The organism is Candidatus Methylomirabilota bacterium, from assembly GCA_035936835.1.
Lineage (GTDB): Bacteria > Methylomirabilota > Methylomirabilia > Rokubacteriales > CSP1-6 > AR37.
In genome coordinates this window covers 15935-33668 of the sequence record DASYVT010000231.1, presented here as the reverse complement: position 1 = coordinate 33668, position 17734 = coordinate 15935, and the positions used below count along the sequence as shown (strand labels likewise).

General features: G+C 66.7%; 17 protein-coding genes. 5 read left to right on the top strand and 12 right to left on the bottom strand.

All coding sequences use genetic code 11. The features are described 5' to 3' along the window. The 4 genes from VGV06_20935 to VGV06_20920 form a co-directional block, all read right to left on the bottom strand. The coding region (locus VGV06_20935; GenBank protein ID HEV2057606.1) for a hypothetical protein at positions 1 to 367 on the bottom strand (367 nt) is incomplete at its 3' end. A 76-nt stretch (positions 368 to 443) separates the two neighbouring features. Continuing rightward, positions 444 to 1301, bottom strand: a complete 858-nt coding sequence (locus VGV06_20930) for a carbohydrate ABC transporter permease (protein ID HEV2057605.1) — start codon at positions 1299 to 1301, stop codon at positions 444 to 446. Between the two features lie 2 nt (positions 1302 to 1303). Then, positions 1304 to 2242 (bottom strand): sugar ABC transporter permease, encoded by a 939-nt coding sequence (locus VGV06_20925; protein HEV2057604.1) that lies wholly within the window; start codon positions 2240 to 2242, stop codon positions 1304 to 1306. Between the two features lies 1 nt (position 2243). Further along, on the bottom strand, positions 2244 to 3557 hold the full coding sequence (locus VGV06_20920) for an extracellular solute-binding protein (protein ID HEV2057603.1): 1314 nt from the start codon (positions 3555 to 3557) through the stop codon (positions 2244 to 2246). 252 nt (positions 3558 to 3809) lie between these two features. Here VGV06_20920 and VGV06_20915 point away from each other — a divergent pair, with 252 nt between their 5' ends. After that, positions 3810 to 4979 carry a YncE family protein gene (locus VGV06_20915; GenBank protein ID HEV2057602.1) on the top strand — a complete coding sequence of 390 codons (1170 nt, stop codon included), beginning with the start codon at positions 3810 to 3812 and terminating at the stop codon, positions 4977 to 4979. A 48-nt stretch (positions 4980 to 5027) separates the two neighbouring features. On the opposite strand, the gene VGV06_20910 is transcribed toward VGV06_20915, so the two are convergent. Continuing rightward, complete coding sequence (locus VGV06_20910) at positions 5028 to 5354, bottom strand: hypothetical protein (protein HEV2057601.1); 327 nt, start codon at positions 5352 to 5354, stop codon at positions 5028 to 5030. A gap of 249 nt (positions 5355 to 5603) precedes the next feature. Between VGV06_20910 and VGV06_20905 the strand changes: the two genes are divergently transcribed. Genes VGV06_20905 through VGV06_20895 form a run of 3 tightly spaced genes read left to right on the top strand, consistent with a single transcriptional unit; the run spans position 5604 to position 8781 of the window. Continuing rightward, on the top strand, positions 5604 to 6938 hold the full coding sequence (locus VGV06_20905; GenBank protein HEV2057600.1) for an extracellular solute-binding protein: 1335 nt from the start codon (positions 5604 to 5606) through the stop codon (positions 6936 to 6938). After that, positions 6935 to 7918, top strand: coding sequence for a sugar ABC transporter permease (locus tag VGV06_20900; protein ID HEV2057599.1), 984 nt, complete (start codon positions 6935 to 6937; stop codon positions 7916 to 7918). The genes VGV06_20905 and VGV06_20900 overlap by 4 nt, the downstream gene beginning before the upstream one ends. Then, on the top strand, positions 7915 to 8781 hold the full coding sequence (locus VGV06_20895; protein ID HEV2057598.1) for a carbohydrate ABC transporter permease: 867 nt from the start codon (positions 7915 to 7917) through the stop codon (positions 8779 to 8781). Before VGV06_20900 ends, VGV06_20895 begins: the two co-directional genes overlap by 4 nt. Positions 8782 to 8812: 31 nt before the next feature. Here VGV06_20895 and VGV06_20890 read toward each other — a convergent pair whose 3' ends face one another. Then, positions 8813 to 9274, bottom strand: a complete 462-nt coding sequence (locus VGV06_20890) for a hypothetical protein (protein ID HEV2057597.1) — start codon at positions 9272 to 9274, stop codon at positions 8813 to 8815. Between the two features lie 134 nt (positions 9275 to 9408). Here VGV06_20890 and VGV06_20885 point away from each other — a divergent pair, with 134 nt between their 5' ends. Further along, a complete protein-coding gene (locus tag VGV06_20885) occupies positions 9409 to 10416 on the top strand; it encodes a hypothetical protein (GenBank protein HEV2057596.1) in 1008 nt (335 codons plus the stop codon). 79 nt (positions 10417 to 10495) lie between these two features. Here the strand turns inward: VGV06_20885 and VGV06_20880 are convergent, their stop codons facing one another. From VGV06_20880 to VGV06_20855, 6 genes are all read right to left on the bottom strand, one after another. Continuing rightward, positions 10496 to 12634 (bottom strand): TonB-dependent receptor, encoded by a 2139-nt coding sequence (locus VGV06_20880; protein ID HEV2057595.1) that lies wholly within the window; start codon positions 12632 to 12634, stop codon positions 10496 to 10498. A gap of 7 nt (positions 12635 to 12641) precedes the next feature. Continuing rightward, positions 12642 to 13514 carry a carbohydrate ABC transporter permease gene (locus VGV06_20875; GenBank protein ID HEV2057594.1) on the bottom strand — a complete coding sequence of 291 codons (873 nt, stop codon included), beginning with the start codon at positions 13512 to 13514 and terminating at the stop codon, positions 12642 to 12644. Further along, complete coding sequence (locus VGV06_20870) at positions 13511 to 14398, bottom strand: sugar ABC transporter permease (GenBank protein ID HEV2057593.1); 888 nt, start codon at positions 14396 to 14398, stop codon at positions 13511 to 13513. Before VGV06_20870 ends, VGV06_20875 begins: the two co-directional genes overlap by 4 nt. 31 nt (positions 14399 to 14429) lie before the next feature. Further along, positions 14430 to 15611: an ABC transporter substrate-binding protein gene (locus tag VGV06_20865; GenBank protein ID HEV2057592.1), complete on the bottom strand. Its 1182-nt coding sequence runs from the start codon at positions 15609 to 15611 to the stop codon at positions 14430 to 14432. Between the two features lie 2 nt (positions 15612 to 15613). Further along, positions 15614 to 16708 carry a sn-glycerol-3-phosphate ABC transporter ATP-binding protein UgpC gene (gene ugpC, locus VGV06_20860; GenBank protein ID HEV2057591.1) on the bottom strand — a complete coding sequence of 365 codons (1095 nt, stop codon included), beginning with the start codon at positions 16706 to 16708 and terminating at the stop codon, positions 15614 to 15616. Between the two features lie 171 nt (positions 16709 to 16879). Beyond that, positions 16880 to 17731, bottom strand: a complete 852-nt coding sequence (locus tag VGV06_20855; GenBank protein HEV2057590.1) for a carbohydrate ABC transporter permease — start codon at positions 17729 to 17731, stop codon at positions 16880 to 16882. Between the last annotated feature and the right edge of the window lie 3 nt (positions 17732 to 17734).

Below are 17734 nucleotides of genomic sequence, written 5' to 3'. Positions count from 1 at the left end.
CCGCGAGACGGCCCCGGTTCAGAGTGACGGGGCCGAGACGGAGGCTCGCGGTCAACGGAGAGTCGGCGATCAGCCGGTAGTCGCTGCCCCAGAGCGCGCGCATCCCATCCTGGAGCAGGAGCGCCACGGCGAAGCCCGCCGCCAGGCTCGTGAGCTCCCGGGGTTCGGGCAGCCTGCGGAGCAGCGCGTGGATGCCCCAACCCATCGGCAGGAGGGCGGTCGCGGCCACGGGCATGAGCCACAGCGGCCCGAGCCCGGAGCCCGCCCAGAGCCAGTAGCCGAGATAGCCGCCCACGACGATCATCTCGCCGTGGGCCAGGTTCAGCGCCCGCGTGACCCCCAGCGTGAGCGCGAAGCCCGACGCCACGAGCGCGTAGAAGCAGCCGAGGAGGGCGCCGGAGACCGCGGCCTGGAGGAAGGACGACGAGGACAGGACGGGCGCTCTACCCCTTCACGGCGCCGGCCGTGAGCCCGGAGACGTAGTAGTCGAGGAAGAGGACGTAGACGATCACGATCGGGATGCTCGCGAGCAGCGCCCCCGCCATGAGCGAGCCCCAGAAGTAGATGTCGCCGCGGATCAGGTCCGACGTGACGCCCACCACAGCCGTCTTGTTCGCCGACTGGGAGATGAAAGTCAGGGCGTACGTGAATTCGTTCCAGCAGAGCGTGAAGCTGAAGAGCGCGGCGCAGATGATTCCGGGCACGGCCATCGGCAGCACGATCTTCGACAGCGTCTGCATGCGCGTGGCGCCGTCCACCAGCGCGCACTCCTCGACCTCTCGCGGGATGGTGCGGAAGTAGCCCATCAGGAGCCAGGTGCAGAACGGCACCAGGAAGGTCGGGTAGATGAGCATGAGCCCGGAGATGGAGTCGGCGACACCGAGCCATACTACGACCTGCGACAGCGGAAGGAAGAGCAGGGTGGGCGGGATCAGGTACGTGATGAAGATGGCGGTCCCGAAGGAGGCAGCGCCGCGGAAGCGCAGGCGCGCCAGGCTGTAGCCGGCCAGGATCGAGATGACCAGGGAGACGGTCGTCGCCACGGTGGCGACCAGCAGGCTGTTCTTCATCCAGGCGACGAAGTCGGTCTTTTGGAACAGGAGAGCGTAGTGATCCGTAATCACTCCGCTCTGGATCCAGAAGGGGATGGACTTGAGGTTGTAGAGCTCGGCGTTCGACTTGAACGACGTCACCACCATGAAGTAGAAGGGGAACAGCACGAAGAAGATGTACGGCGCCAGGTTGGCGTACGCGAAGATATTCGAGCGGATGCGAGCGCCGCGGCTCCCGGCCAGGGCCATGGCTATTCCTCGCGGACGTAGCGAAGCTGGAAGAACACAACCAGCGCCAGCAGCGGGAAGATGAAGAGAGAGATCGCCGCGCCCTGGCCGAGGTTCCCGCCCTGGAGGCCCACCTGGTACGCGAGGGTGGCGAAGAGGTGGGTCGTGTTGATCGGACCGCCGCGCGTCAGCACCTGGACGATATTGAAGTCCGCGAAGGTGAAGATCGTCGAGAAGAGGATGACGACGGCGAGCACGGGCCTGATCAGGGGCAGCGTCACATGCCAGAAGCGCCCCCACGAGCTTGCGCCATCCACCTCGGCGGCTTCGAGGTACTCGCGGGGCACGGTCATCAGGCCCGCCAGCACGACGATCGCGAAGAAGGGCAGACCTCGCCAGACATTGACGGTGATGACGGCCGCCATGGCGTACGCCGACTGCCCGAGCCAGTTGGGCCCCGGCGCGCTGATCAGGTGCAGCCGGATGGCGGTCCAGTTGACGACGCTGTAGAGCGAGTCGAACATCCACAGCCACGCCAGCGTCGAGAGCGCCGTGGGGATGACGAACGGCAGCAGCACGATGCCGCGGATCACGCGCTTGAAACTGAGGTTGCGAGCCAGGAGCATTGCGAGCCAGACGCCCAGAACTATCTTGAGCGTGAGGGCGATGCCCGTGAACACGAAGGAGTTCTGGACGGTCTGGCGGAAGGTCTCGTTGCCGAGGATGTCCCGGTAGTTCGTGAGGCCCACGAAGCCGCCGGGCGACCCGACCCAGTAGTCCGAGAGGCTGAACCATATCGCCATCCCGAACGGGAAGCCAACGAGCGTGACCAGCAGCACGATCGCCGGAACGATGAGGCCGTAGCCGAAGATGTGCTCCTGCTCCCACCACTCGCGGAGACGGGTGCGACGGCCGGGCTCCCGGAGCCCGGCCGCCTCCAGAACGCGGGGACCAACGGCCATGCTACTGGACCTTGAGCTGTCCCTTGACGGCGAGCGCGATTTGCTCCTGCGCCCAGTCCATGGCGCGCTTGGTCGGCATGCCGTTGACCGCCTTGGCGACCATGTCGGCCATGATGTAGTTGTCGTCGATGCGCTGCACGGCCTCGCTGGGCTTGGCCGGCCAGCCGCGCGGGTGCGCGTACTCGGCCTCCTTGGGCAGCATGGCGAACTTGGGATTCCGCGCCCAGATCGGATGGTCGGCGAGGTTCTTGAGCGGCGGGTGGTTGAAGGCGTTCGACGCCACGATCCACGCATCGAAGTTCTGCTTCTGGAAGAGGTAGACGATGAACTCCTTGGCCAGCTCCTGGTTCTTCGAGAACTTCCAGATGCCCATGCTCAGGTTCGGCGGCGCCGAGTGGATGCCCGCCGGCCCCCCGGGGCTGTTGTGGTGGTTGATGTCGTCGGCGATGGGCTGCTTGTTGGCGAGCGCGGCATTGTACGGGCTGATCGGGTTGTGGATCCACGAGCCCTTGCCGGAGAGGATGAAGCGGTTGTTGCCGGCATCGTCCCAGGAGAGAACCTCCGGCTCCATCGCATTCGTATAGAGATCCTTGTACCACTCGATGACCTGCGCGGTCTTGTCGGAGACGATGCCGGGCGTCTTGCCGTCCGCTTCGAGCACCTTGGCGCCCTGGGACCACGCGACGGACCAGTACGTGGAGTGCGCGTCAGAGCAATGGCTGATGGGGATACCGACCGGGTTGCCCTGCTTCTTGAGCACCTTGCCCTGCTTGAGAAGCTCGTCCCATGTTTTCGGGGGATGCTCGAACCCGGCCTTTTTGAAGTGGGCCATGTTGTAGGTGCCCGGGAACGAGACCCAGAACCAGGGGATGGCCTTCCAGCCGGACTTGGTCTGGCAGCTCTCCGCCGCGAAGCTGTACCAGCCGCCGCCCTGCTTGCCGACCTTCTCGACCACATCGTCCATGGTGATGAGGAGATTCTCGTAGAGGAAGGGGTCGGCGCTGGCAGTCCTGTACATATCGTGGCCCGATTGGGACTGGGCCTCGGCCGCGATCTTGGATGGCATCTGCAGATGCGCCATGGTATCCACCCGCACGGTGCAGTTGTTGGCCTTGCCGAAGGCCTCCGCCTGCTTGCGGAGCTCATCGTCGGAGGCCGGGACGAAGTGGTTCCAGGAGAGGAAGGTCAGCTCGCGCTTCTGGGCGTGGGCAGGCGCCTTGCCGAGGGCGAGCCAGGAGGCCATCCCGGCGGTCGCGCCGGCGGTCGTGGCGAGGAACTGGCGTCGGGTCGGGACACGTCGATCGGTCGTCTTCATCCGGGGCCCCCCTTGTGGCATTGGGAGATCGGGTCGGCAGCGTGAGAACCAGGCCAGTAGCGTCTCTCACCCCCTCCAAAGCGGTGGAATGGTGGCGCACTTGTATCGTCCCCCGGGGTGCTTGTCAAGGGCCGCATTCCCCACCGCGTGCCGGCAGGGCTCTGCCGCACTGAGCATTGACACTTCGCGCCGACGCGTGCTACACGCAGCGCACCCGCTCAAGTCGGTCCTTTACACACAGGGGAGGGCACCATGACACGTCTGAAAGGCGTCGCCGCCGCCGCCGCGCTCGTGGTCGGAGTCGGGCTTGCGCCCGCGGCCGAGGCGCAGATCGCCGTCTCGGCCAACGACAACAAGGTCGTCAACGTCAACGGCACCGTGAAGGTCGTGCCGAACCCGCCGCCCGACACGGTGGCGATCATCGACCTCAACGCCAGCCCGCCCCGGGTCATCGCCGAGGTCCAGGCGCCGAACAGTGTCGTGGGCCCGCCGCTCAGCGTGGCGATCACGCCGGACGAGAGCCTGGCGCTGGTCACCGCCTCGAACAAGGTCGACCCGAGCGACCCCACCAAGCAGGTCCCGGACAACCGGCTGTCGGTCATCGATCTCAAGGCGAGCCCGCCCAGGGTCATCGCCACGCTGGAGGCCGGCAAGGCCGCGGCGGGGATCGCGATCAACCGGCAGGGGACGCTCGCCCTCGTCTCGAATATCGTCGACGGCACCGTGTCCGTCTTCGCGATCCAAGGCAAGCGGGTGACGCCGGTCGGGACCGTCGAGGTCGGCGGCGAGAAGGCCGGCGGCGGCATGGTGGCGATCACGCCCGACGGCAAGACCGCCCTCGTCTCGCGCAGCAATGACAACCGCATCTCGATCCTGTCGATCGACGGGACCAAGGTCGAGTACACCAAGCGCGACATGATCGCTGGCGTCCGCCCCATCGTGCTCGACATCGTCTCCAGCGGCGACTTTGCCGTTGTCGGCAGCCTCGCGGGGTCGGCCACCGGCGACAACGACAGCGTCAGCCTCATCGACCTGACCGCGAAGCCCCCGCGCGTCGTTGACACCATCGGCGTCCTCGGATCGACCGCCGAGGGTCTCAAGATCTCTCCGGACGGCTCCGTCGTTGCCGTCGTCGTCCAAAACGGGAGCAACCGGGCCAAGGAGTCGCCCTTCTACAACGACGCCGGCAAGCTCGTCATGGTCCGCGTGACGGGCAAGACCCTGTCGCGCGTGGCCGAGGCTCCCATCGGCCACTGGCCGCAGGGCGCGGTGTTCTCGACCGACGGCAAGACGATCCTGGTCGGCAACATGGTCGAGAAGGACTACTGGGTCTTCGAGTGGAACGGCTCGAGGCTGCGCGCCACCGGCCAGCGCGTCAAGATGAACGGCGGCCCGGTCGCCATCCGGACCGCCGACAAGTAACGCCCGCGCGTCCCTCCGGCGGCGTCAGCCTCCCCGCTGGCGCCGCCGTTACCGGCCGCGGCCGAAGAAGCCTCCCTTTGGACGCGCGTGGGCGTGCCAGTGGTCGGGGATGTTCCGCATGTGGTCGTCCAAGTAGAACTCGCCCAGCTCGGCGGTCGCGACCTCCCGCAGGCGCTCCTGCATGTGCGCCAGGTGCCCGTCGGGAGGTGCTAAGCCGTGGTAGCGCCAAACAACCATAGGCACCTCGCAGATCTCGCACTCGGCGATCCAGCAGATCTCGTCCTCGTGGTACCAGGGGGTCAGGCGGGCGGCGCGGCAGAGATCGCAGCCGTCTACTCGCACAAGACTGCTCCGGGATCCGCCGTCGGCGCTCACGATCTTACCCTACCTGAACCCGGCGCAGCCGGCGCCACCCGCCGGCTGGCGGGGACGCAGGTCTCAGCCGAGGGGTGCTCGCGGACCCCCGGTCCCAAATCCGCCTTGACAAGAGCACGGCGAGGGCGCTATTAGGCGCTCATGGCTGTACGCTGTCCGCAGCTGCTCACACGGAGAAGCCTGGGCTCTACGCGATGCGCCAAGAGATACCAGCGGTCCATTCCCGCCCCTTTTTAAGGAGGTCAAGCGATGAGTGACCTACGACCAACCCAGACGGACCCCGCCTCGGCCAGCCGCCGCCGCTTCCTCAAGGTCGCCGGGGCCGGCGTGGCGGGAGGCTCGCTCCTGACCATGCTCGACGCGCGCAAGGCGCCCGCGCAGATCAAGGGCAGCACGCTGCGCATTCTCACCTGGAGCCATTACATCCCCGCCTATGACGTCTGGTTCGACAAGTTCGCCGCCCAGTGGGGTGACCAGAACGGTGTCAAGGTGCGCGTGGACCACATTCCCCACCTCGAGATCCCGGCGCGGATGGCCGCCGAATACGCCGCGGGCTCCGGGCACGACCTCATCCTCAACAACTCGACCATCCTTGCCAGGCTCTACTACAAGTCGCTGGTCGACATGACGGACATCTTCGATCAGCTCGGCAAGAAGTACGGGGGGTGGATACCGGCAGCGAAGTCGCCCATCGAGGTGGACGGCCGGATCTACGGTATCCCGATGTACTACATCCTGCTCCCCATGATCTGGCGGAAGGACCTGTTCGAGGCGAGCGGTCTGAAGCCGCCCGACACCTGGGAGCTGGCGCGGGTGGCGGGGCGCACGCTCAAGGCCAAGGGCAACCCGACCGGCATGGCGTTCTCCCACTGCAACGACGCGAACCTCAACTGGCGTTCGTTGATGTTCAGCTTCGGAGCGACAGAGACCGACCCCTCCGGGGACAATCCCACCATCGACTCGAAAGAGATGCGCGAGGCCCTCCGCTTCGCCAAGGCGATGTTCGACGAGGGCATGACGCCGGAGGTCTTCTCCTGGGACGACGCCTCGGACAACCGCTTCCTTGCCTCCGGCATCGCCTGCTGGATCCTCGACGCCATCTCAGCCTACCGCACGACCGAGTCCACGAACCCGGCCGTCTTCAAGAACACCTACCTCGCGCTAGAGCCGGCCGGGCCGGGCGGCAAGCGCGTGAGCGTCTGCGCGCCGATCGTTTTCCTGGGCTGGAAATTCTCGAAGAATCAGCAGGCGGCCAAGGAGTTCATGGTCCACCTCGTGGACAACGACAAGGAGGGCATGATCCAGAGCACCGGCTACAACATGCCCTTCCTGAACGACAACGCCAAGAAGCCGATGCCGATCCTCGGTACGGACCCGAAGATGCAGGTTCTCCAGGACTTCCCGAAGATCATCGCCTTCTTCGGGTATCCCGGGCCGTACTCGCCTCAGATCCAGGAGGTGGCCAGTCTGTTCGTGCTCCCCGACATCTTCACCCGGGTCGCGCGCGGGACGTCGGCCGACGACGCGGTGAAGTGGGGGGTCGGCGAGTACCGCCGGATCTTCGCCAAACACAAGCGCGCATGACGGTCTCGCTGGGCGGCGGCTCGGAGTCGACGACGAGGGCCGCCGCCCAGCCCGTCTCCTGGCGGAGCAGCATCGCCGCCCGTTGGCGGACGAACACCAGCCGGCGCCTGGCCTTCGGCTACATGCTGCTGGCTCCCGCGGTCCTCTACGTCCTGCTCCTTGTCGGCATCCCCTTCCTCTTCTCGCTCTATCTGGCCTTGAGCGACGCCAACGTGGGCGATCCCGTGGCCCGCTTCGTTGGCTTCGAGAACTTCCGCGCCGCCATGGAGATGGACACGTTCTGGGACGCCCTCCGCAACAGCATCGTGTTCCTGGTCGTCGCGGCCGTCTTCAAGAGCCTCCTGGGCACGAGCCTCGCCTTCCTCCTGCTCCAGAACTTCAGCGGGAAGAAGGTCGTGCGTGCGCTCGTCGTCATCCCGTTCACGCTCCCCATCTCGGTCAGCGTGCTGTCGTGGAAGTGGATGTACGACTCGCAGTTCAGCGTGATCAACTGGGGCTTGCACAGGGTGGGGCTCATCGGTCCCTACGGATCGGAGAGCTGGCCCATCTGGCTCGGCCAGCCACAGTTAGCACTCCTCGCCTGCATCGGCGTCAACGTCTGGCGGTCTTTCCCCTTCGGGGCGATCGTCCTCCTCGCGGGGTTCACCTCGGTGCCGACGGAGGTGCTCGACGCCGCCAGGGTCGACGGCTGCACCTTTTTCCAGCGGTTCCGACACGTTGTCGCGCCGATGATCTTCCCGATCCTGATCATCGGCTTCCTGTTTGACACGGTCTTCACGCTGTCCGACCTGAGCGTCGTGTACCTCCTGACCCAGGGCGGTCCCGGCAGCGCGACCCAGATCCTGCCGGTGCTCGCCTACCAGATCGGCATCCAGGCGGGCGCCCTCGGCCGGGGCGCGGCGATCGCGCTCGTCCTGGTGCCGCTGCTCTTCCCCGCGCTCTTCCTGATGCTCCGGAACCTGAAGCGGAGGGATTGGTGAGGACCGCGGCCGAGACCCGCACGCATCGACAGAAGGAGATCCGGCGCCACCTGCTCCTCTACGCGGGCATGACGCCGTTCCTCTTCATCGCCGTCTTTCCCATCTACTGGATGGCGATCACGGCGTTCAAGCACGAGTCCGACCTCTACCGGATGGACAACATCCCCTTCTGGTTCAACCTGCCGCCGACGCTGAAGAACTTCGAGATCCTGTTCTACCAGACGAACTACGGCCACTGGATCGTCAACACCTTGACGATCTCAGCGTGGGTCGCGCTCATCACCCTTCTGACCGCCGTGCCGGCGGGATACGCCCTCGCGCGACTCAGGCTGCCCGGCGCCGAGAACATCGGGATCGCCATCTTCATGACGTATCTGGTGCCGGGGATCATCCTGTTCCTCCCGCTCTCGCGGGTGGTGGCGTCGCTCGGCTTACAGGATTCCTGGTGGGCGCTCGTGGTCGTCTACCCGACCTTCACCATCCCGTTCTGCACGTGGCTCATGATGGGCTTCTTCAAGACGGTGCCGATGGAGGTGGAGGAGGCCGCGCGCGTCGACGGCTGCGGCCAGCTCAGCGCGCTCATCCGCGTGGTCCTCCCGGTGAGCCTGCCGGGTGTCCTCACGTCGGTGATCTTCGCCTTCACGCTCTCGATGCAGGACTTCCTGTACGGGCTCGCTTTCGTCGCTCCGGGCGACCAGAAGCCGGTCCCGGTGGGCGTGCCGACGGAGTTGATCCGCGGGGACGTGTTTTTCTGGGGCTCACTGATGGCGGCGGCGCTGCTCGTGGGACTGCCGGTAGCGATCCTCTACAACTTCTTCCTGGACAAGTTCATCCAGGGTATCACCGGCGGGGCCGGGAAGTAGGCGGGGCCGACGCCGGCCCCACCTCGCCCGCCTACTCGTCCTTGCTGGGCTTCTGGATCGGATCGGGGCGACCGGGGTAGCCGAGGTGGAGCATCAAGTACTTGGCCGGCTTGTTCGAGTTGTTCAGGTGATTGTGCCACCATCCACCGTTGTCCATGAAGGACTGTCCCGCGGCGTGGTACTGAGCCCCCTTGGTGCCAGCCGGACCCTCATCATAGTCAGTGGTGAGCACGCCCTCGAGGATGTAGATGTATGTCGGCACTCGAAACTGCTGCCTCCCCGTCTGGCCACTCGGCTCAAGCTCCACGGTCGCTCCCGTGATGAGGAGCGGCGTGTTCACCCTCTCGGAGAATCCCCCGAGCGAGCTGACCAGTCCCGTGACCGTGACCCCCTTCGGCTCCGGGGGCTTTTGGGCCTGGGCTTCCGCGGGAAGGCTCGCGAGGCCGACAACGAGCAGGCTTGCTGCGGCAGCGATGGAAACCTTCATGATCATCGGCGCGCTCCCCAGGAGAAAGTGTGAGCTGCAGGTTGCCGGTTCAAGTCGTTCCCTCGGGTCACGCGGAGGCTAGCAGAGGCTCTTCGCCTCTGTCAAGGCTCAGAAGCCGTTTGTCGCGGGCCGCCTGGGGAGTGTCGCTCATCCTCGCGGGTCTCGGCTGGCTGCCTGCCGTGAGCCCCCGCCAGGCGGCGGGCGCCGACGTGTCGGCGGGATTCCGTGTCGAGGTCGTGGTGACCGGGATTCCGCGGCCGATCCAGCTCGCCCTCGACGCCCAGGGAGCGCTCGTGGTGCTGAGCCAAGGGTGGCGGGGAGATGCCGCGGCCGAGATCTACCGCATCGACCTGCGCGGATCCACGCCGGTGGACGCGACGCGGGCACCCCGGGTCGTGATTCCTTTCGCCGGCGAGCCGCGGAAGACGGCGTTCGGGAGTCTCGTGGTGGATCCCAGGAGCGGGGATCTCTTCCTCGGTGAGGAGAACGGCAACCGTATCTATCGGCTCGGCGCGGACCAGCGGCTGCATGCGATGGCGGTGGGGCTGGACCATCTCCTCGGGGGGAGCACGATCGCCCTCGACTCGCGCGGGCGGCTGGTCTTCCTCGACTACGCGAGCCCGGAGACGCATCTCCGGTCCGAGACGCCCCGGGCGCCCTCGCTCAGCTGGCTGACGGAAGAGGGATATCGAGGCCCCGTGGTGTTCCGCGTGGATGTCCACGAGGAGGGGCCACTTCCACGGCGCGCCGATCTGCTCTCGCCGATCCTTCCGCAGATTGGAACGCCCCGTGCGGGCCGGGAGCCGCTGTGGCGGCTGATCGGCGTGACGCCGGCTGGCGACGATCTCATCGTCCTGAATGCCGTCGGGGAAGTGTTCAGGCTCGGGCCCGATGGCGAGCTTCGCTTCATCACCCGGCTGCCCGCCGGGCACTACCATCGAACAAGCCTGGCGATGGGACCCGACGGCAGCGTCTTCGTCTGTGGCGGGTTTCAGATCCGCCAGATCTTCCGGATCTCGCCGGCGGGAGAGGTCAGCACTGTCGCGAGCGAGCTGGGTGATCCCGGCGGTATCGTGTTCGACCGCGCGGGCAGGCTCTATGTCGCGGAGACCGCGCTGCACAGAATCATCCGCATCTCCGGGCGCTGATAAGGGCCTATCGGGCGGCGAGAAGGGTCCAGATGCGAGGGCGCCAACGAAGCAGATGGGCCCTTATCGGCGGCCGACCTTAGAAGACGTAGTGGAGGCCGGCCAGGACGTTGATCGGTGGCGCCGGCGTCAGGAAGCGCTCCACCGGATTCCCGGGCTCGCGTCCGTTGGGTGCGAACGTGCCGAACGTTTCGTACTTCGCGTTGGCCACGTTGTTGATCTGGACGAACCCTTCCAGGCCGCGCCACCGGATGGAGGCGCCGCCGTGGGTGAACCAGTACGGATCGAGCGGTCGCTGCCGATTGCTCTCGTCGCCGCGCAGGAACTGCGAGCTGACCCACCCCGCGCCGACTGTCAGTTGGAGCCACGGCCACGGGCGATAGTCTACGCCGAGGTTGATGCGGTGCTCCGGAACCAGCGGGAGCCGGTCGCCCGGCTGAACAGTCTCCGTGCCGGGCGGGACCGGAGTCGCGAGCTCGGCACGGCTCTGGAAGGTCGCGCGGGTGAAGGCGTAGTTCAGGCGCGGCTCCAGGACGCCGCCGAACCGTCCACGGAGATCCAGTTCCACGCCTTGCCGCCGCGTGGCGGCCACGTTCTGGAAGAAGACGCCCGTCGTGCCGGTGGGTGTGACGGCGAAGATCTCATCCGTAAGGTCTGTCCAGTACCCGGAGATCTCCGCCCGAAGCCAGGAGGCGACGCGGGCATGGGCGCCGACCTCGAAGCTCTGGGCCTTGACCGCCTTCAATGGCGGGTCCGGCGCGACGCCCACCTGCAGCCCGGGACAGACCGCGCCAGGACCGGCGCAGGTCAATTCGAGGAAGGCGGGCGCGCGGAATCCCTGGGCGTAGGCCGCGTAGGCGCCCACGCCCTCGGCAAAGTTTACGTTGACGCCGACGCGAGGGTTGACCCGCGAGAACGTGTCCGTGCTGCCGCTGGGCCCGCCCAGGCGATCGTCGATGGCGTGCTGCAGCCAGTCGTAGCGCCCGCTGATCGTTAGGATGACGCTCGACTTGGGCCCGGCGAACTCGCGGAAGAACGTGAGGGCATGCTGCGCGTATATCGCGAAGGCATTCTGGGTGTCCGCAAGATCCGCCGCTGTCTCGAATGTGCCGGACGTCTCCTGGAGCGTCTTGCTCGTGACCCGGTTCCACGTGTACTCGACGCCGCCTACGAGGAGGCTCGGGAGGCCGGCGATCGTGCTCCGGTACTTCAGCTGCAGCCCTCCTCCGGTCGATAGCGTGTTGTTCTCGAGTTTCGTATTCGACGTGATGAGGTTCACGTTGAACTGCGTGACGGAAAGCGCCCGCACGAAGGCGTTCAGGTTCGCGGTCAGGCTGTCGCCGAAGCTGTGCTCGGCATTGATGATCGCGAAGTTCAGCTCGGGCTTGAAGTAGTCTCCGGCCGTGAAGTTCGCGCGGCGGTCGCGCGTGAGCTCGCTCTCGGGCAGCGACCCCGCCTGCTTGAGCTTGTCCTGGCTCCACTGATAGGAGACCGTGACGTCGGTGCCGCCGCGCTCGAAGCCAAGCTTCCCGAAGACGCGGTTCACCGTAGCCGCGGTGAAGTCGCGATAGCCGTCTTCGGCGGTCCGCGTGAATGAGAGGAAATAGTCGAAAGGACGCGCCGTGCCGCCGAGCCGGAAGCGCGTGTCCACGCGCCCGAAGCTGCCGGCCGACAGCTGGGGGATGATCTCCCGGACCTCCTCGCCGCGCCGGGTGAGGAGGTTGACGGCGCCGCCCAGCGTGTTACGCCCGAAGAGGACCGACGGTCCGCGAATGATCTCCACTCGGTCGATGGCCTCGAGGGGAATGAGGTCGAAGTTCACCTCCTCGACGGTCGGCTCGTTCAACCGAACTCCATCGAGGAACACGCTCACCCCCTGCGGCAAGCCTGTCACGGGCGACGCCACGAACCCCCGCAGCGTGAGGGTGGGTTGAAAGGGTGTGCCCTGCTCGTTCTGGAGCGTCACCCCGGGGAGGCGCTCGAGGGCATCGGGCAGGACCGTGGATTGGGCGCGGTCGAGGTCGCTCGGAGTGAGCGTGTCGACGTGGGCCGGGGTCGCCGAGCGCGGCAGCAGATCCGGCGCCGGCGTCGTCACCTGCACAGGGGGCAACCTGACGATGGCCGGGTCCTGCTGTCCCGGCGGCTCCCTCTGCTGGCCGAACGCCGCGGGGGCGAGGAAGAGAAGAACGAGGACCGATTGGATCGGGCCCCTGATCATTCGGGGCTCAGACCCCTTCGACCATCGCTGCCGTAAGGCCGCGCACGTAGCCCCGCGCGAACAGGGCGCAGATCAGGATCACCGGCAGAGCCATCAGATTGATCCCCGCCACCGCCGCCAGCTCGTCGAGGGCCACCTCCATCGTGCCGAGCCCGGCCGGGATGGTCTGGTTGTGCCCGCTCATGAGGAACAGGGACGCGATCGTGAAGTCGCTCGCGGCCGTGCCGAGGGTAAAGATGCCGCAGGCGACGAGGACCGGGCGGCTCATGGGCAGGATGATCCGGAAGAAGGCCGTGGCTCGGCTCGCCCCTTCGATGAGGGCCGATTCCTCGATCTCCCGCGGCAGATGCTGGAAGTAGGCCGAGAGGAGCCAGACGCAGAAGGGCAGGGCCATCGTCGGGTAGACGAGGAGGAGCGCCAGGAGACTGTCGTCCAGCCCGAGCACGATCACCACCCGATAGAGAGGCACGAAGAGGATCGTCTGCGGAATCACGTACGTGGCGAAGATCGCGCGCCGCCACCATCGGAAGCCCGGGGGCCGCAGCCGGCCGAGGGCATAGGCGGCGGCGAGGCTCACCGAAAGCGTGATGGCCAGCGTGCCGGCAAAGACGAAGAGGGTGTTCTCGAGCCAGTCGAGGAAGGGGTATGCGCGGCGGAGCGTGGAGCCGATGACGCCTCGACCCTCGCCCCGGCCCTCGAACAGCTCCTCGAAGCTCTCGAAGGTCGGATGCAGGACGATGAACGGGTTGCCGAAGACATCCTCCTGGGCCGTCTTCAGCGACTGCACCAGCATGAAGTAGACCGGAAAGACACAGTAGACCGTGGCCAGCAGTATCAGGCTCAGGTGACCGAGCTTCGTCCACCAGGGCCTGGGATTCACGCGGCCTCCCGCTCCGGAGAATCGAAGAGCCGGAACAGCAGCAGGAGGGCGCCGAGCAGGAAGGGAACCAGCAGCAGCGACAACGCCGAGGCGGGCCCGAACTGTCCGCCGTTGATGGCGAGCCAGTAGGCCTGGGTGCCGAGCACGGGGAAGACAATGCGGCCGGCGGTGAGCATCCAGACGTTGGCGATGTCCGAGAACGCGCTCGTCAGGGAGAGAAACGCTCCCAGCGCGAGAAACGGCTTGAGCAGCGGCATGGTCACCATCCGGAAGCGCTGCCAGGGACTCTTCGTTTCCAGGAGCGCGTACTCGAACAGCTCCGGCGGGATCCCGTTGATCCCTGCCAGCAGGAGCACGCCGATGAAGGAGCTGCCGCGCCAGATGTTGAACAACGTGGCGGACACAAATACCCAGGCGCCGCCGCCGAACGCGCTGTCCACGCTGTACTTGACGTGGCCCATGAAGGCGGCGTAGGCGGTGGGAATCGGAGGGTTGAGCGTCCAGTACCAGCCCATCACGCTCACGCTCGCGGGGTACGCCCACGGGAGGAAGATTGCCAGGAACACGAGGGTCCGACCCCGGAAGGGCCGGGCGAGGAGAAGGGCGAAGCCGAGCCCCAAGGCCAGCTTGGCCGCGATCGTGACCACGGCGTAGACGACGGTCACGGCCGCCGTCCGCCAGAACTGCGGGTCCTCGAGGTGCTGGCTGTAGTTCTGCAGCCCGACGAACGCCGTGGCGCCCTCTTGGAGCGGTGAGAGAGAGGTAAGACTCGTCCAGACCTCCCACCCCACGGGATAGGCCAGCACTGTCAGGAGCAGGAGGACCGCGGGCGACAGCAGCAGGTACGCGGTCCGGATATCGCGCTGCCGTTGTGTCCGCCTCATGGTCACCCGGACCATACCGCAGTTCCGACCTCTAGCGCGCGGGGAGCTGGATGGGAGCGGTGGCGCGGGTCTTCGGATAGACGACGACGTGCCGGCCGTTCTGGATCTGGACGACCACGCGCTCGTAGTAGAGCGGGTCGCCCTTGTTGTCGAACTTCACGCGACCGAGCGGCGTCGTCACGTCGGCAGCGGCCAGCGCATCGCGCAGCGTCTCCCCCGTGACCGGCCGGCCGCCGCGCGCCACCGCCTCGAGGGCGGCCAGCAGCACGCGCGCGGCCGCGTAGCCGTGCATCGACAGCGGCACGGGCGCGCCTCCGAAGCGCCGGGCGTAGGCATCGATGAAGGCGCGCGATTCGCCATCCTGCGCCCCCGGGTGGACTCCCAGCTGCCAGGCGGTGGTGCCGTACAGCCCTTCGCTCGATGAGCCCAGCTCGCGGATCACGCTGGGGAACTCCATGCCGAAGGCGCCGAGGAACGCCCGCACCGTGATCCCCGCCTGCGCCATCTGGCGCACAAGGAGCAGGTGGTCGGCGAAGAAGGTATCGGACAGGAGCACCTGGGCCCCTTGCTCACGTATCCGGATCAGGAAGGAAGTGAAGTCCGACAGCCCGGGAGCGAAAGGCTCGTAGACAGACACTCGAACGCCCGCCTTCTCGAGCGCCTCCTTCTGGCGCCGGGCGAGCTGGGACGCCCCCGGGGTGTGCGAGTACAGGATGGCGACGTTGTCGGCCTTCAGGGTGTCCAGCGTGATGCCGGTCGTGACGCGCACATAGGATGAGAGACTTGAGATCCGGAAGAAGTACCGGTTGCCCCGCTCGGTGAGGCGCTCGTCGAGGGAGGCCGTGGCGAGGTAGGGGACGCGCGCGCGATCCGCCACCTCGGCGATGGGCCCGACGAGGCTGTCGACGTACCCGCCCACCAGGGCGACGGCGCCGCGGCGGCCGGTCAGCTCCTCGGCGGCCGCGAGGGCCCGTTCCGGCCTGCCCTCGTCGTCCCGGGACAGGAGCGCGATCGATCGGCCGCCGACGCCCCCCCGTGCGTTCTGCTCCTCGATGGCGAGCGCGATGCCCTGGTGAACACTGGTTCCCTGGAGCGCCAGCGCGCCCGTCAGAGGGTTGATCTCACCGATGACGAGGGGCTCGGCCGCGCTCGCGACCGAGGCCGTCAGGATGAGGAGGAAGAGGAGGATGAGGATGAGGGCAGGAGCCCTCATCCTTACTTGATTACCTGCTCCGTCTTGGCGTCGAAGAAGTGGATGCGGTCGGGAATGAAGGTCAGTCGAATCTTCTCGTGTGAGCGCGTCTTGACCGAGGGCTCGACGCGGGCCACGATCTGCTGCCCCGCCGCCTTGGTGTCGAGCAGGATCTCGGCGCCCAGCGGCTCCACGACCTCGACCACGGCCTCGAAGGAGAGGTCGGCCGAGTCCGAGCTCGCGCCGACGCGCAGGTCCTCCGGGCGGACGCCGAGCGTCACGGACTGGCCCTTGTAGGGCATCAAGCTCTGCGCCTTCTGGGGCGGCACCTTGATCTTGATGCCGGCGGCCTCGGCAAAGAGCGCGCCGCTGCCGTCGGTCAGCGTGACGGGGATGAAGTTCATGGACGGCGATCCGATGAAGCCCGCGACGAACTTGTTCAGGGGCTTGGCATAGATCTCCATGGGCTCGCCCACCTGCTGGACCCAGCCGTCCTTCATCACGACGACCCGGCTGCCGAGGGTCATGGCTTCGACCTGGTCGTGGGTGACGTAGATCGCGGTGGTCTCGAGGCGTTCGTGGAGCCGCTTGAGCTCGACGCGCATCTGCACGCGCAGCTTGGCGTCGAGGTTCGACAGCGGCTCGTCGAAGAGAAACACCTGCGGGTGCCGCACGATGGCGCGCCCCACGGCGACGCGCTGGCGCTGGCCGCCCGAGAGCTGGCGCGGCTTGCGCTTGAGCAGCTCCTGGATGCCGAGGATCTCAGCGGCGTCCTGGACGCGCTTCTGGATCTCGGGCTTCGGGAACTTCCGCATCTTGAGGCCGAAGGCCATGTTGTCGTACACGCTCATGTGCGGGTAGAGCGCGTAGTTCTGGAACACCATGGCGATGTCGCGGTCCTTGGGCGGCAGGTCGTTGACGACCCGGTCGCCGATGGCGATCTCACCGGAGGTGATCTCCTCCAGCCCGGCGACCATGCGGAGCGTCGTGGTCTTGCCGCAGCCCGACGGCCCGACCAGGACCATGAACTCCTTGTCCCGGATCGTCAGGTTGACGTCCTTGACGGCGTGCACTTCGTCGTACTTCTTGTTCAGTTCCTTGAGAATTACCTGCGCCATGGGCGACCTCTTTCATTCTTGAGAGTCGGACACCCGCCCGGGAGGCCAACACCCCCCGCGCGGCGGATACTAGCATAGTTATGTTCTGGGGGGGAGCGACCGCCGCTCCTCCCCCAGGCCCCCCCCACCGGGCCTGACGCCGCGCCCTGCGAGTCCTCCCTCGGGTGGTGGCTACCCCTTGACGGAGCCGGTCAGGCCCGTCACGTAGTACTCGACGAAGAAGGAGTAGACGACGGCGACGGGGATGGAGCCCAGCAGGGCCCCCGCCATGAGCTGGCCCCAAAAGTAGATGTCCCCGCGGATCAGCTCCGAGACCACGCCGACCGGGACCGTCTTCTTCTCGGGCGAGGAGAGGAAGACGAGCGCGTAGATGAACTCGTTCCACGACAGCGTGAAGGCGAAGATCCCCGCCGAGAGGATGCCGGGAACGGCGATCGGGAAGATGATTCGGATCATGGCCCCGAAGCGCGTCGCGCCGTCGATGCGCGCGCACTCCTCCAGCTCCTTCGGAATGGTCTTGAAGTAGCCCATGAGCAGCCAGGTGCAGAAGGGGATCAGGAAGGTCGGGTAGGTCAGGATGAGCGCCCACGGCGTGTCGCCGAGCTGGAAGGCGCGAATGATGTTCGCCAGCGGGATGAAGAGGAGCGTCGGCGGCACGAGGTAGGTGACGAAGATGGAGGTGCCGATCGTGCCGGCCAGCGGAAACTTGAGGCGCCCGAGCGCGTAGCCGGCCAGGAGCCCGCAGAAAAGCGAGATGGCCGTGGAGGCGCAGGCGATGAAGAACGTGTTCCAGAGCCAGCGCGGGAACGTGGTCTTGGCGAAGAGGTCCTGGAAGTGCTCGAGCGTCGGGTGCAGCGTCCAGAAGGGCGCGTTGTTGACCGCCCGCCAGGAGCGGTAGAGTTCGGAATCGGGGCGAATGGCCGTGATCAGCATCCAGTAGAAGGGGAAGAGCGTCCCGATCACGAAGACCGTGAGCGGAATGTAGAAGTACACCCACCGCTTCCAGCGGCGTTCAATGACCACGCG